This window comes from Solibacillus silvestris, assembly GCF_051967575.1.
In the GTDB taxonomy this organism is placed as follows: Bacteria; Bacillota; Bacilli; order Bacillales_A; family Planococcaceae; genus Solibacillus; species Solibacillus silvestris_B.
The window spans coordinates 35,295-51,374 of record NZ_JBQCJW010000008.1 but is presented as its reverse complement, the minus strand read 5'-3'; the positions used below and the strand labels follow the sequence as shown (position 1 = coordinate 51,374).

General features: G+C 40.8%; 10 protein-coding genes and 1 pseudogene. 10 read left to right on the top strand and 1 reads right to left on the bottom strand.

What is annotated here, in order from left to right:
• Nucleotides 1–119 precede the first annotated feature (119 nt).
• From rpoC to ACTHOQ_RS07270, 8 genes and pseudogenes are all read left to right on the top strand, one after another.
• A complete protein-coding gene (rpoC, locus tag ACTHOQ_RS07305; RefSeq protein ID WP_440495155.1) occupies nt 120–3,800 on the top strand; it encodes a DNA-directed RNA polymerase subunit beta' in 3,681 nt (1,226 codons plus the stop codon).
• Nucleotides 3,801–3,979: 179 nt separating this feature from the next.
• The gene (locus ACTHOQ_RS07300) at nt 3,980–4,231 is read left to right on the top strand and encodes a ribosomal L7Ae/L30e/S12e/Gadd45 family protein (RefSeq protein ID WP_440495154.1); all 252 of its coding nucleotides are present in this window, start codon (nt 3,980–3,982) and stop codon (nt 4,229–4,231) included.
• Between the two features lie 100 nt (nt 4,232–4,331).
• The gene (gene rpsL, locus ACTHOQ_RS07295; RefSeq protein ID WP_008406983.1) at nt 4,332–4,751 is read left to right on the top strand and encodes a 30S ribosomal protein S12; all 420 of its coding nucleotides are present in this window, start codon (nt 4,332–4,334) and stop codon (nt 4,749–4,751) included.
• A 41-nt stretch (nt 4,752–4,792) separates the two neighbouring features.
• A complete protein-coding gene (rpsG, locus tag ACTHOQ_RS07290) occupies nt 4,793–5,263 on the top strand; it encodes a 30S ribosomal protein S7 (RefSeq protein ID WP_191701146.1) in 471 nt (156 codons plus the stop codon).
• A gap of 81 nt (nt 5,264–5,344) precedes the next feature.
• Nucleotides 5,345–7,423, top strand: a complete 2,079-nt coding sequence (gene fusA, locus ACTHOQ_RS07285) for an elongation factor G (RefSeq protein ID WP_440495153.1) — start codon at nt 5,345–5,347, stop codon at nt 7,421–7,423.
• A gap of 136 nt (nt 7,424–7,559) precedes the next feature.
• The gene (gene tuf, locus ACTHOQ_RS07280) at nt 7,560–8,747 is read left to right on the top strand and encodes an elongation factor Tu (RefSeq protein WP_440495152.1); all 1,188 of its coding nucleotides are present in this window, start codon (nt 7,560–7,562) and stop codon (nt 8,745–8,747) included.
• 969 nt (nt 8,748–9,716) lie between these two features.
• Nucleotides 9,717–11,891, top strand: a complete 2,175-nt coding sequence (locus ACTHOQ_RS07275; protein WP_440495151.1) for a malate synthase G — start codon at nt 9,717–9,719, stop codon at nt 11,889–11,891.
• A 630-nt stretch (nt 11,892–12,521) separates the two neighbouring features.
• Nucleotides 12,522–13,143: pseudogene (locus tag ACTHOQ_RS07270) on the top strand (methyl-accepting chemotaxis protein); the annotation flags it as partial.
• 227 nt (nt 13,144–13,370) lie between these two features.
• Here the strand turns inward: ACTHOQ_RS07270 and ACTHOQ_RS07265 are convergent.
• A complete protein-coding gene (locus tag ACTHOQ_RS07265) occupies nt 13,371–14,258 on the bottom strand; it encodes a LysR family transcriptional regulator (protein WP_440495149.1) in 888 nt (295 codons plus the stop codon).
• 91 nt (nt 14,259–14,349) lie between these two features.
• Between ACTHOQ_RS07265 and ACTHOQ_RS07260 the strand changes: the two genes are divergently transcribed.
• Nucleotides 14,350–15,030, top strand: coding sequence for a response regulator transcription factor (locus ACTHOQ_RS07260; protein WP_440495148.1), 681 nt, complete (start codon nt 14,350–14,352; stop codon nt 15,028–15,030).
• The gene (locus tag ACTHOQ_RS07255) at nt 15,027–15,998 is read left to right on the top strand and encodes a sensor histidine kinase (RefSeq protein WP_440495146.1); all 972 of its coding nucleotides are present in this window, start codon (nt 15,027–15,029) and stop codon (nt 15,996–15,998) included. The genes ACTHOQ_RS07260 and ACTHOQ_RS07255 overlap by 4 nt, the downstream gene beginning before the upstream one ends.
• Nucleotides 15,999–16,080: the final 82 nt, after the last annotated feature.

The following is a 16,080-nucleotide window of genomic DNA, read 5'->3' as shown; positions in this document are numbered from 1 at the left end:
TTTTTACTTATTTAAAGAATTGAAAATGCAAGTTTCATTATGGCCTAATATGAAATTTTGTAAGTGTAGAGCTACATTAAAAGTCATTTACGACTTATAACTAAAGGGAGGTAGGCTCCTTGATCGATGTTAATGAATTTGAATATATGAAAATTGGTTTAGCTTCACCTGACAAGATCCGTTCTTGGTCATACGGAGAAGTAAAAAAACCAGAAACAATTAACTACCGTACATTAAAACCGGAAAAAGATGGTCTATTCTGTGAACGTATTTTTGGACCGACGAAAGACTGGGAATGTCACTGTGGTAAATATAAGCGTGTACGTTATAAAGGTGTCGTTTGTGACCGCTGTGGCGTAGAAGTAACGCGTTCGAAAGTTCGCCGTGAACGTCAAGGACATATCGAACTAGCTGCACCTGTATCACATATTTGGTACTTCAAAGGTATCCCAAGCCGTATGGGTCTTATTTTAGATATGTCACCACGTGCATTGGAAGAAGTAATTTACTTTGCTTCATATGTAGTGATCGAGCCAGGTCAAACGTCTTTAGGCTATAAAGACTTACTTTCTGAAAAAGAATACCGCGCATACCGTGAAAAGTATGGCAGTGAATTCGAAGCAGCAATGGGTGCTGAAGCGATCAAACGTCTTTTAGAGAAAATTGACTTAGAAGATGAAACACAAGTTTTAAAAGAAGAGTTAAAATCAGCACAAGGCCAACGCCGTACACGTGCGATTAAACGTTTGGAAGTGGTAGAGTCATTCCGTAACTCAGGCAACAAACCGGAGTGGATGATTTTAGATGTACTACCGGTAATTCCGCCAGAGCTTCGTCCAATGGTGCAATTAGATGGCGGGCGTTTTGCGACTTCTGACTTAAATGACCTTTACCGTCGTGTTATTAACCGTAACAACCGTTTAAAACGTTTACTTGATCTTGGTGCACCAAGCATTATCGTTCAAAACGAAAAACGTATGCTGCAAGAAGCGGTTGACGCTTTGATCGATAATGGTCGTCGCGGTCGTCCTGTAACAGGTCCTGGTAATCGTCCTTTAAAATCACTTTCACATATGCTGAAAGGGAAACAAGGTCGTTTCCGTCAAAACTTACTTGGTAAACGTGTAGACTACTCTGGTCGTTCGGTTATCGTAGTAGGTCCTAACTTAAAAATGTACCAATGTGGTCTTCCTAAAGAAATGGCGATCGAACTATTTAAACCTTTCGTAATGAAAGAGTTAGTAGAACGTGGTCTTGCCCATAACATTAAGAGTGCAAAACGTAAAATTGAGCGTTTACACAATGAAGTTTGGGACGTATTAGAAGATGTAATTCGTGAGCATCCGGTATTGCTTAACCGTGCACCGACATTGCACCGTCTTGGTATCCAAGCATTCGAGCCTACACTAGTAGAAGGTCGTGCAATCCGTCTTCACCCATTAGTATGTACAGCATATAACGCTGACTTCGATGGTGACCAAATGGCCGTGCACGTTCCATTATCAGCTGAAGCACAAGCAGAAGCTCGCTTACTTATGTTGGCAGCTCAAAACATCCTGAACCCGAAAGACGGAAAACCAGTCGTAACACCATCTCAGGATATGGTATTAGGAAACTACTACTTAACGCTCGAGCGTGAAGATGCCCGTGGTGAAGGTTCGGTATTTTATGATTCAAACGAAGTGTTAATCGCCTACCAAAATGGCCATGTACATTTACACTCTCGTATTGCGATTAAAGCAAGCTCATTGAACAATCCAACATTTACTGAAGAACAAAACAAAATGTTCTTATTAACGACTGTAGGTAAAGTTATTTTCAATGAGATTTTACCAAGCTCATTCCCTTACATTAATGAGCCGACTTCGGTAAACTTAGAGCAAAAAACGCCTGAGAAGTATTTCGTGAACTTAACAATCGGCGAAGAATTACTAAAAGAAATCGAAGCTACAGAAGGCTACGCAGATTTATCTGAAGCAGAGCAAATTGAAGCACAGCGTCGCGCTATATTAGCGAAGCATTTCACAAATGTTCCTGTAGTAGATCCTTTCCGTAAGAAATTCTTAGGAAATGTTATTGCCGAAGTATTTAAAGAGTTCCATATTACAGAAACTTCTAAGATGCTTGACCGCATGAAAAACTTAGGATTCAAATATTCTACTCGTGCAGGTATTACGGTAGGTGTATCTGATATCGTCGTATTACCGGACAAAGGCGTAATTTTAGATGAAGCCCAAGGTAAAGTAGATAAAGTAATGATCCAGTTCCGCCGCGGTTTAATTACTGAGGAAGAGCGTTATAACCGAGTGATTAACGTATGGACAGCTGCGAAAGATGAAATTCAAGGCAAGCTGATGAAATCTTTACAAAAAACTAACCCGATCTTCATGATGTCTGACTCTGGTGCCCGTGGTAACGCATCGAACTTTACACAGTTAGCTGGTATGCGTGGTCTGATGGCCAACCCGGCTGGTCGAATTATCGAGTTGCCGATCAAGTCTTCATTCCGTGAAGGTTTAACAGTATTAGAGTACTTCATCTCTACACACGGTGCGCGTAAAGGTCTTGCCGATACAGCGCTAAAAACTGCCGATTCTGGTTACTTAACTCGTCGTTTAGTAGACGTAGCACAAGATGTTATCGTTCGTGAAGACGACTGTGGCACAGATCGCGGCTTATTAATCGGTTCATTAATGGAAGGCAACGAATTGATCGAAGCGCTGGACGAACGTATTGTTGGTCGTTATGTGAAGAAAACAGTTCGCCACCCGGAAACAGGAGCGGTTATCGTTGAGAGTGATGGTTTAATTACACAAGATATTGCACGTGCAATTGAAGATGCAAATATTGAAGAAATTACAATCCGTTCAGCATTCACATGTAATACAAAACATGGCGTATGTAAAAAATGCTACGGCATGAACTTAGCTACTGGCGAAGAGGTGGAAGTTGGTGAAGCGGTAGGTATTATCGCTGCTCAATCTATCGGTGAACCAGGTACACAGTTAACGATGCGTACATTCCACACGGGTGGGGTAGCAGGTAACGATATTACACAAGGTCTTCCACGTATCCAGGAGATTTTCGAGGCGCGTAATCCGAAAGGTCAGGCGGTTATCTCTGAAATCACTGGTACAGTAATTGAAATTGACGAAATTCGTGAAGGCCTAAAAGAAATTACAATCCAAGGTGATGTGGAAACACGTAAATACCAAGCACCATATAATGCACGCCTGAAAGTATCGGAAGGCGACACGATTGTTGCGGGTCAAACATTATCTGAAGGTTCGATCGATCCGAAACAATTATTAAAAGTTAAAGATGTATCGACAGTTCAAGAGTATTTATTAAAAGAAGTACAAAAAGTATACCGTATGCAAGGGGTAGAAATCGGAGACAAACATATCGAAGTAATGGTTCGCCAAATGCTTCGCAAAGTGCGTGTAATCGAAGCAGGCGACACGGAGTTACTACCAGGATCACTGCTTGATATCCACCAGTTCTCTGAGGCAAATGCAGATGCCGTTCTTAACGGAAAAACACCAGCAACTTGCCGTCCTGTCATTTTAGGTATTACGAAAGCTTCTCTTGAAACAGAATCATTCTTATCTGCTGCATCATTCCAGGAAACAACACGTGTGTTAACGGATGCTGCAATCAAAGGTAAACGTGATGAGCTTCTAGGTCTGAAGGAAAACGTAATTATCGGTAAACTAGTTCCGGCTGGTACAGGTATGCAACGCTACCGTCAAATTCGCATGGAGCAAGAAGAGACAGCAGAAGTAACTACAGCTGAATAACAGTCTTTCAACAATCAATTCCGGTAGAGAGCATTCTTTGCCGGAGTTTTTCTAAGAAATTTTCTTGATTTAAAAATTAATCAATATTCTTTCATAAGATATTGGTTGACAGTGTAAGTTTGGAATGATAATATATTGAAGGTTGATAGTTAACTGTCTGTACTTAGGAGGATATGTAAATGTCTTACGATCAAGTAAAACAGGCCAGTCAAACAATCATAGGTATAAAGCAAGCAGTGAAAGCAATGCATGCTGGACAAGTAACAGCTCTTTTTGTCGCAATCGATGCAGACAATTGGGTAACCGATCCGGCCATTCTTCTCGCGAAAGAAATCGGTGTACCAGTTTATTACGTCGATTCAAAGAAAGAACTTGGTAAAGCTTGCGGCATTCATGTTGGAGCTGCAGTTGTTGCGATTACTGCGATGTAGTTTTTGTGTAAAATACACAAAGACTTTGTTTTTACCCAAAAAATGAACCACCTGGATGTGTGGTATTGAAACAAGGAAAAAATGAAGGGAGGACAAATCGATGCCTACAATTAACCAATTAGTACGTAAGCCTCGTCAATCTAAAAGCACGAAATCAAAATCTCCAGCGTTAAACAAAGGATACAACTCATTTAAAAAATCTTTAACTGACGTTAAATCTCCTCAAAAACGCGGAGTTTGTACTCGTGTAGGTACAATGACACCACGTAAACCGAACTCGGCTTTACGTAAATACGCTCGTGTACGCTTAACTAACCAACTTGAGGTTACTGCGTATATCCCAGGTGAAGGCCACAACTTACAAGAGCACAGTGTAGTTCTTATCCGTGGCGGACGCGTAAAAGACTTAGCTGGAGTACGTTACCATATCGTTCGTGGTGCACTTGATACAGCTGGTGTTAACGGTCGTTTACAATCTCGTTCTAAATACGGTACTAAACGTCCTAAAGAGAAAAAATAATTTTAGTTTAAATAGACAATGATTTGAAAGGAGGAAAACACATGCCTCGTAAAGGTCCTGTTTCCAAACGTGACGTGTTACCAGATCCAATTTATAATTCAAAACTAGTAACTCGTTTAATCAACAAAATGATGATTGATGGTAAAAGAGGTACTTCTCAAAAGATTTTATACGGAGCTTTCGAATTAGTTCAAGAGCGTTCGGGTCAAAATGCTTTAGAAGTATTCGAAGCTGCATTAAACAACGTAATGCCTGTACTTGAAGTACGTGCTCGCCGTGTTGGTGGTTCTAACTACCAAGTACCTGTAGAAGTTCGCCCAGAACGTCGTACAACTTTAGGTTTACGTTATTTAGTAAACTATGCTCGTCTTCGTGGAGAAAAAACGATGGAAGAGCGTTTAGCTAACGAAATCTTAGATGCATCTAACAACACAGGTGCTTCAGTTAAGAAACGTGAAGATATGCATAAAATGGCAGAAGCGAACAAAGCATTTGCTCACTACCGTTGGTAATTTAATCTTTGCTCTAGCATTGCTGGGGCTAAGATTTTTACCATCTATACAGTTAACCCAATATGGAAGGAGAAATTTCCTATGAAACGCGAATTCTCTCTAGAGAATACTCGTAATATTGGGATCATGGCTCACATTGATGCTGGTAAAACAACAACAACTGAGCGTATCCTTTATTACACTGGTAAGATTCACAAAATCGGTGAAACTCACGATGGTGGAGCTCAAATGGACTGGATGGAGCAAGAGCAAGAGCGTGGTATCACAATCACTTCTGCTGCAACAACAGCACAATGGGCAGGTCACCGTATTAACATCATCGATACTCCAGGGCACGTAGACTTCACTGTTGAAGTTGAACGTTCTCTACGTGTACTTGATGGTGCAGTAACAGTTTTAGATGCTCAATCAGGTGTTGAGCCACAAACTGAAACAGTATGGCGTCAAGCTACTACTTACGGGGTTCCTCGTATTGTATTCATCAATAAAATGGATAAAATGGGTGCAGACTTCTTATATTCTGTAGGTACATTACATGAGCGCTTACAAGCAAATGCTCACCCAATCCAATTACCAATCGGTGCTGAAGACGAGTTCCGTGGAATTATCGATTTAATCGAAATGAACGCTACTATGTACGGCAACGATGAAGGTACAGCTCTTACGGTGGAAGAAATTCCAGCAGAATATAAAGAGCAGGCTGAAGAGTACCGTGAGAAACTAATCGATGCTGTTGCAAGTGTTGATGAAGATCTTATGGAGAAATACTTGGAAGGCGAAGAAATTACTAAAGAAGAATTAAAAGCGGCTATCCGTAAAGCAACTATCGCGGTAGAATTCTACCCAGTTCTTTGTGGTACAGCATTCAAACATAAAGGTGTTCGTAAAATGCTTGATGCAGCTGTTGAATATCTTCCAGCTCCAACAGATGTTCCTGACATTAAAGGTACTGACGTTGACGGCGACGAAGAAATCGTACGCCATTCTTCTGATGATGAGCCATTCTCAGCTCTTGCATTCAAAGTAATGACAGACCCATTCGTAGGTAAGTTAACATTCTTCCGTGTGTACTCAGGTACATTAGAATCAGGTTCTTACGTACAAAACTCTTCTAAAGGCAAGCGTGAGCGTGTAGGTCGTATCCTGCAAATGCACGCAAACTCTCGTGAAGAGATTTCACAAGTTTTTGCTGGTGATATCGCTGCTGCTGTAGGTCTTAAAGATACTACAACAGGTGACACTTTATGTGACGAGAAAAACCTTGTTATCTTAGAGTCAATGGATTTCCCAGAGCCAGTTATCTCTCTTTCTGTAGAACCAAAATCTAAAGCTGACCAAGATAAAATGGGTCAAGCATTAGCAAAACTACAAGAAGAAGATCCAACATTCCGTGCACATACTGACACTGAAACAGGTCAAACAATCATCTCTGGTATGGGTGAGCTTCACCTTGATATCTTAGTTGACCGTATGAAACGTGAATTTAAAGTTGAAGCTAACGTGGGTGCTCCAATGGTATCTTACCGTGAGACATTCCGTGGCGAAGCGAAAGTTCAAGGTAAATTTACTCGTCAATCTGGTGGTCGCGGTCAATACGGTGACGTAACGATCGAGTTCTCTCCAAATGAAGAGGGTAAAGGTTTCGAATTCGAAAACGCTATCGTTGGTGGTGTTGTACCTCGTGAATACATCCCTGCAGTAGAAGCGGGTCTACGTGACTCTCTTGACCGCGGTGTAGTTGCCGGTTACCCATTAATCGACATTAAAGCAAAATTAGTATTCGGTTCTTACCATGACGTCGACTCAAGTGAGATGGCGTTCAAAATCGCTGCATCTATGGCACTTAAAGAAGCTGCTAAGAAATGTAATCCAGTTATCTTAGAGCCAATGATGAAAGTAGAAGTTGTAATTCCAGAAGAGTACCTTGGTGATATTATGGGTAACATTACTGCTCGTCGCGGTCGCGTAGAGGGTATGGAAGCTCGTGGTAACTCTCAAGTAGTACGTGCTATGGTTCCACTATCTGAAATGTTCGGATATGCTACAACTTTACGTTCTGCAACTCAAGGTCGCGGTGTATTCTCAATGGTGTTCGATCACTATGAAGAAGTACCAAAATCGATTGCAGAAGAAATCATCAAAAAAAATAAAGGTGAATAATTGAAATTTCACCTTGCATCAAGTATAAATAATTTGTAAGCTATGATTGACTGGCTATAGATGGGGCCCGTTTGTAGCCGGCAATCTTAGAATAAATTTAAAAAAATAAAACATATCTCTGAGGAGGCATTTTCTAATGGCTAAAGAAAAATTCGACCGTTCTAAAACGCATGCTAACGTTGGTACAATCGGACACGTTGACCATGGTAAAACTACTTTAACTGCTGCAATCGCAACAGTTCTTTCAAAAAAATTAGGTGGAGAAGCTAAGTCATATGCTGACGTAGATAACGCACCAGAAGAAAAAGAGCGCGGTATCACAATCAATACTTCACACGTTGAGTATGAAACTGAAACTCGTCACTATGCACACGTTGACTGCCCAGGACACGCTGACTATGTTAAAAACATGATCACTGGTGCTGCTCAAATGGACGGCGGTATCTTAGTAGTATCTGCTGCTGATGGTCCAATGCCACAAACTCGTGAACACATCCTTTTATCTCGTCAAGTAGGTGTTCCTTACTTAGTAGTATTCATGAACAAATGTGATATGGTAGACGACGAAGAATTATTAGAATTAGTTGAAATGGAAATTCGTGACTTATTATCAGAATATGAATTCCCAGGCGACGATATTCCAGTAATCAAAGGTTCTGCTCTTAAAGCTCTTGAAGGCGAGCCAGAGTGGGAAGAAAAAATCATCGAATTAATGGACGCTGTAGATTCTTACATCCCAACTCCAGAACGTCAAACTGACAAACCATTCATGATGCCAGTAGAGGACGTATTCTCTATCACTGGTCGTGGTACAGTAGCAACTGGCCGTGTTGAACGTGGTCAAGTTAAAGTCGGTGACGTTGTAGAAATCATCGGTATTGAAGAAGAAGCAAAAACTACAACTGTAACTGGTGTAGAAATGTTCCGTAAATTATTAGATTATGCTGAAGCTGGTGACAACATCGGTGCTTTATTACGTGGTGTTGCTCGTGAAGATATCCAACGTGGTCAAGTATTAGCTAAACCAGGTTCAATCACTCCACACACTAACTTCAAAGCAGAAGTTTATGTATTATCAAAAGAAGAGGGTGGCCGTCATACGCCATTCTTCTCTAACTACCGTCCTCAGTTCTACTTCCGTACAACTGACGTAACTGGTATTTGTATGTTACCAGAAGGCGTAGAAATGGTTATGCCTGGCGACAACATCGAAATGACTGTTGAATTAATCGCTCCAATCGCTTTAGAAGAAGGTACTAAATTCTCTATCCGTGAGGGTGGCCGTACTGTAGGCGCTGGCGTAGTAGCATCTATCCAAAAATAATTTTAGCTAATCGCTAATATTCAAAACATCTTGCAGGGACGCTTGCAAGATGTTTTTTTATTGTTAAAAAAACTATAGATTTTGGCATTGGAGATAACTTTACAAAAAAAGTGTTGTCCCCGTCCAGGCAAACCGCGCCAATTCCTCGCACCATTAGACCCCACCGCGCAAAAGAAGGGCAATGAAAATCCACGGTTATTTAAAATCCACTATTATTTTTAATAAGGGCTTCTCTTTTGGATTGGATTGGGCAAAATTCACATCTCCTGATAGAAATTCCGGCTCTTAATTAAATTGATCAAAAAAATAACCGGAGATTTTCCGGTTATTTGCGCAATATGGCTCTTTTTGGAGTAAATAAGAGGAAAATTTCCGGTTATCCAAAGAAAAATACTCCATTTTCATGTTTTTTAGGTCAATAGGCGGAATTTCTCCGTCTATTGAGGCCATTTTTTATTGTATTTTTTAAATAAGGAGAATTTTTCCGTCTATTTCTTAAAGAGGCACTTAAATGGAACGCCCCCCGTTAATAGCGGATCCCTCTTCATCCCAGTTGCGGGAATCTGTCTCTTTTTTGCCATCAAGCCGCTTCGCTGAAAATATGCTTAGATTTCCTCGGGGATTTTCAGCTGGGAATAAAATAGACAGACATATTAACTGAAGAAACGGGATTGGCAGTTGTGCCCATAAAAACTGTTAATTGAAATGAAAGCCCAAAATTAAAAAGACAGATCTTCAGCGCCCGCTGCAAAAGTGGTGGAACGTTTACTTTTGCAGCGGGTCCTCCAATGTCTGTCGGAGTTGAACGGGCGGTTTAACGCTTTTGTTCCTTGCTTTATAACTAAAATGCATAATGTTTATTCGAATTATGTATTTCATTTATACATAGGTTTTCCAGTATAATCGAATGTAAGAACAGGGGACTCTAACCTAATTGTTAGAAATGTTCATTCGAAGGGGGATTTTATTATGACAAACTATGTACAAACGGGGAATTTACAAGTTGCGGATATTTTATTCAACTTTATAAATGACCTTGTGTTACCAAACAGCGGTGTGGATCAGCAGGCATTTTGGAATGGCTTTGACGATTTAATCCATGAGTTGGCACCAGAAAATAAAGCATTACTTGCTAAGCGTGAGGTATTGCAGCAGCAAATTAATAATTGGCATAAAGAAAATAAGGGGGATTTCAATTTTGCCGATTACAAAGCCTTTTTGCAGGAAATAGGTTATCTAGAGCCGAAAGTAGCTGATTTCCAGGTAGAGACAGAAAATGTTGATGAAGAAATCGCATTCCAGGCTGGCCCGCAATTAGTAGTACCGGTGAGCAATGCGCGCTATGCAATCAATGCAGCGAATGCACGGTGGGGAAGCTTCTATGATGCCCTTTACGGGACGGATGTTATTAGCGATGAAGAGGGTGCGGAAGCGGGCAAAGGATATAACCCTATCCGCGGCAATAAAGTAATTGAGTATGCGAAAAGCTTTTTGGATAGAACAGTGCCGTTAAACGGTGCCTCACACAAGGATGTAACAAGCTATGCAATTGTCGATGGCCAATTGGAGGCAAGGCTAGCAAATGGCGAAACAGCTTTAGCTGAACAGGAAAAATTGGTTGGTTACCAAGGGACAGCACAAGAGCCAACAGCAATATTACTGAAAAATAACGATTTGCACATTGAAATTCAAATCGATCACAATCATCCAATAGGCAAGGACGACCAGGCCGGTGTAAAGGATATTTTCCTGGAGTCTGCGATTACGACAATAATGGATTGCGAGGATTCCGTTGCAGCAGTGGATGCGGAGGATAAAGTGGAAGTGTATGCGAACTGGCTAGGCTTAATGAAAGGCGACTTATCGGCAACATTTGAAAAAGGCGCAAAGACAATGACACGTACATTAAATGCAGACAGAGTATACACGGGGATAGATGGCGAAACAGTGACACTAAATGGCCGCTCCTTAATGTTCATTCGCAATGTTGGCCACTTAATGACAAACCCGGCGATTTTGGATAAAGCTGGTGACGAAGTGCATGAAGGGATTATCGATGGGGTTATGACGAGCTTAATAGCAAAGCACGAAGTTTTAGGTAACGGACAATATAGAAATTCTCAAAAAGGTTCTGTTTATATCGTAAAGCCAAAAATGCATGGTTCAAAAGAAGTCGCTTTTGCGAATAAATTATTCGAGCGTATAGAAGATTTAATCGGATTAGAACGCTTTACATTAAAAATCGGCGTAATGGATGAAGAACGTCGCACATCTCTTAACTTGAAAGCATGCATTCATGAAGTGAAAAATCGTATAGTATTCATTAATACAGGCTTCTTGGATCGTACGGGTGACGAGATTCATACATCTATGGAAGCGGGCCCGATGATTCGAAAAGGAGAAATGAAAATATCGACTTGGCTTACTTCATATGAAAAATCAAATGTTGTCGTTGGTTTGGATACAGGGTTACAAGGCCGTGCACAAATCGGTAAAGGGATGTGGGCGATGCCGGATTTAATGGCGGAAATGATCCAGCAAAAAATCGGCCATCCAAAAGCAGGGGCGAATACAGCTTGGGTACCTTCACCAACAGCAGCTACTTTGCATGCGACACATTATCATGAAGTGAATGTAAAAGCTATTCAAAAGGACATTTCGACTTCGGGAGACTTACAGGACGCGATTTTGGAAATTCCAGTGGCGCCAAATACAAATTGGACGCCAGAGGAAATCCAAAATGAGCTTGATAACAATGCACAAGGTATTTTAGGCTATGTTGTTCGTTGGGTAGAGCACGGTGTAGGATGTTCGAAAGTGCCTGATATTAATAACATCGGTTTAATGGAAGACCGGGCAACATTGCGTATTTCGAGCCAGCATGTAGCAAACTGGCTGCATCATGGTATTTGTACGAAAGAGCAAGTGGAAGAAACATTGAAGCGTATGGCGAAAGTTGTAGACGAACAAAATGCCGATGATCCGGAATATTCGCCAATGGCAGCAGACTTTGAAGCGTCTGTAGCTTTCCAAGCGGCGAGTGACTTAGTGTTCAAAGGTTATGACCAGCCAAGCGGATATACAGAGCCGATTTTACACAAAAAACGTTTAGAGGCAAAGGCAAAGCAAAAAGTAAACGCTTAACAGCTTCTAAGTTACTACTATTTCTTTTGAAATAGTAGTATTTTTCATTGTTAAGTCACCGGGGCACGATTCCCGCAATTGAGATGTAGAGATTCGCTATTGTCGATTGGTAGATCTGTTTTATTGCCTGCTTCCATCTATAGATGGAAAAATTCCCCTTATTTGAAAAATACAACGCAAAACGGACTAATTAGACGGAGAAATTCCGCCTATTGACCAAAAAAACATGGAAATGGAGGATTTTCCTTTGCATAACCGGAAAATCTCCGCTTATTTCTTCAATACTAAATTAGGAGCCATAAACCCTATCCGCAAAAGTGAATTCATTTCCATGCAAGAGAGGGCTGTTATTAAAAATAAAACTGGATTTTTAATAGCCGTAGTTTTTCAGTGCCCTTTGCAAAAATGGTGAAGCGTTTACTTTTGCGTCGGGCCCCTAGTCTTGCGGCTCACACGATTTGAATCATTGGGGGCATGCTACAAGGACGCGGCGTTTTGCTCACTTGGAGCTGAACGGGCGCTTTAGCACTTTTGTTCTTTACGCGCCGCAAATTAATATAAATTTACTTATTTCAGATTAAAAACTGTATAATAGCATAATATAGTAACAACGAAAGAAGAGAGTTATACATGTTAAACAAAATTGATTCCTTAGATGCGCTTATTTCAATGATACCGATTATGAAAGAAGCCATTTCAACAGACCTATCAATCGCGGTTTGCGATCTGGAGAAGTTTGCAGCCTATTTTCCGGCGAAAAATTTAGACCTGAAAATACGAGCTGGTCAACATTTGTATTATGAAGAGCCGTTAATGATCGCATTGAAGAAACATCGCCGTTTAGAGGCTGTTGTACCGGCCGATTATTATGGCTTTGAATTTATCGGTACAGCGACACCATTATATGATAGAGCAGGTAAACTGATAGGGGGAATGGCTGTCCAAGTACGCAAGCATTCGGAGCTAGTAAATATATCCAAAGCGATGACCGGATCTTTAACAGAGGCGAATAAACAAATCAGCAGTATTGCGGAAGGTTCTATAAGACTGATAGAATCAGCAAATGAGTTATTGAATCAATCAATGCAAGCTAAAAAGAATGTCCAACAGACCTCGGATATTTTAACATTGTTAAAACGCATGGCAGACCAAACGAACTTGCTCGGTTTAAATGCAGCAATCGAAGCTGCCCGTGCAGGTGAAAAAGGAAAAGGCTTTGAAGTGGTCGCAACAGAAATACGAAAGTTCTCGAAAGAAACAATTGAATCCACACAAAAAATAAGAGATATAATGGCCGAAATAAATGAGGCAACACAGGAAATCGCAAATTCTATCATTCAAATTTCCGCTGTTGGAACATCACAAAGCGAATCCATTCAACAAGTTTCGGATTTTGTAAAGGAAATTCAAGGAATGTCTGCTCAGTTAAATGAGTATGCAAATAAATTATAGTTGCCTAGAAATTCTAGGCAACCTTTTTTATTTTGAAACAAATTCATGTGCTAGTTTAATGAATTCCCGTACGGAAAAAGACAAGTATTTATTTTTCTTCCAGGTGATCCCTAGTTCAAGATAGATTGACTTCTCTTGAAAAGGAATATGTTTGATCGAAGTATACGTAATTTTTTCGGCAAGCTTTTCCGGAAGGAGTGCGATGCCCAATTTTGCCTGAACCATTTCGATAAATAAATCTTTTTGGGTTGTTTCACAGGCAATCGCAGGAGAAAAACCGTTTTTTGAACATTCCTCGATAATGCGGTCATATAAGATAAAATCTTTTCGGTAAATAATAAAAGTCTCGTTCGCCAAATCACTTAGCTGTATGGATTCCTTTGTTGCTAAAGGATGACTTTCATGTACGATCAAGACTAACGGATCTTTTAAAAATCGGATCGTTTCCAAAGATTCATTCGATGAATTCACACTACATACTAATCCGATATCAAGCTCCCCTCCATCGATTTCCTGGCGGATTTTTTTAGTCCCCACTTCCGTCAATTCTATTTCAATATACGGAAATTGTTCTTTATAATGGCTAATGAGTTTCGAAAAAAACTCGGCTCCGACAATTGGAGGAATGCCGATTCGGATTTGCCCCTTTTTCAGCTCCATTAAATCGGTTAGCTCTGAACGCAAATTCTGGAAGGATTCAAGCACTTGGAGAGCATTTACAAGCACCGCTTCCCCGGCATCTGTCAATTCCAGCTGTTTGGACGAGCGGTAAAAAAGCGAGACCCCTAATTCCGCCTCGATGTTTTGAATGGCTTTACTAATGGAAGGCTGTGAAACGTGTAGATTGGCGGCAGCTTTTGTGAAGCTTAAATGTTTTGCCACCTCCACGAAATATTCTATTTGTCGAATGTCCATGCCTATCACCCCACATATATCATTGAACTGATTATAGCATATGGCAAACAGCCAATTTATGTATAATAATATGAATAGGAGGGGATAAAACGTGAATATCCTATTGATTGAAGATGATCAGGCAATTTTCGAACTTATCGAAGAACGTTTTGGGCAATGGGGAATCAATGTAAGCGGACCGAAAGATTTTCAGCAAGTGATGGACGTATTTGCTGACAAGAAGCCGCAGCTTGTGATGATAGATATACAGCTACCCGCATTTGACGGTTTCCATTGGTGCCGTGAAATACGGGCGGTTTCCAATGTGCCGATTTTGTTTCTTTCGTCGCGTGATCACCCGATGGATATGGTCATGGCAATGCAAATGGGGGCGGACGATTTCGTGCAAAAGCCATTTCATATGGAAGTGTTGATTGCAAAAGTCCAGGCTTTGCTGCGCCGTGCCTACAATTATCAAGAACCGATGCAAAGTGATCTAGAAAAGTGGGGCGGTGCGGAAATTCATTATGACCGGGCGATTGTCCACTATAATGGCGAACAAGTTGAATTGACGAAAAATGAGCTGTTCATTTTAAAAGTGCTCGTAAAAGCGAAAGGGCAGATTGTGTCACGCGATGAGCTGATGCGCAAACTGTGGGATGATGAGCGTTTTGTTAACGACAATACATTGACGGTCAATGTGAATCGGCTGCGCCAGCGCTTGGAGGATATAGGTTTAGTGGAAGTCATTTTGACGAAAAAAGGGCTTGGCTATATGGCGGCGGACTTATGATGAAGCTATTTTTAAGACAGTATTTTTCGCTCATACTATTTATAATAGCGCTCCAATTAACGCTGAATTTAATTTTATTTTTAGATAGTGGTTTCCAAGGAATTTCAATTATCTATGTGAATATTGTGTGGTTTGTTCTCGGTATGTGTTATTTTAGTTGGCGCTATATGAGGGATCAGGCAAGGATGAAAGTGTACAAAGGACGCGACGGTGATTATTTGGCGGCTGTTCAGGAAGATTACGAGGAACAATTGGCTAAAAAGCATGCACAAATACAGGAGCAGAAATTAATTGTTTTAGAGAGCCAGGACGAGCTTCTAGCATGGGTCCATGAAATGAAGTCACCATTAACCGCACTGCAATTGCTCATAGAAAAAGTTGAGCAGACTGATCTACAGGAACGCATCGAAAATGAATGGCTTCGGCTATATTTATTGTTGGACCAGCAGCTCCATGCGACACGTCTTATGACGATCGAAATGGACAATCGAATGGAAAAAGTGCAACTGAAAAATATACTTATACAAGAGATAAAGGCATTGCGCAGCTGGTGCTTTGAAAAGCATATTGCAATCGAGCTGGAATTTGTTGATGTAACAGTACAGACAGATGCAAAGTGGCTGAGCTTCATTATACGCCAAATTTTATCGAATGCGGTTAAATATAGTGAAGTCGGGGGAGAAATAAGAGTATCGACTGCTGTTATCGAGGAACAGATCGTCCTGCAAATCCACGATGACGGTATTGGCATTAAGCGCGAAGACTTGCCGCGTATTTTTCGTAAATCGTATACAGGAACAATCGGGCGGGAGACAAGTGCAGCTACAGGGATGGGGCTCTATTTGGCAAAGCAAGCGGCGGATTCCCTCCACATACTTTTAGCAATCGAATCAACAGAGGGGATAGGCACAAACGCAAAGATCACTTTCCCCAAAATGAATGCTTATATGAAAACGCTAGGAATGTGACGAACTTGTCACTTACCGAGCGTTTTTGTCATGTAAAACGAACGATTCCTTCAAGCAGAGCGTGTAAAATAAGAAACAACAA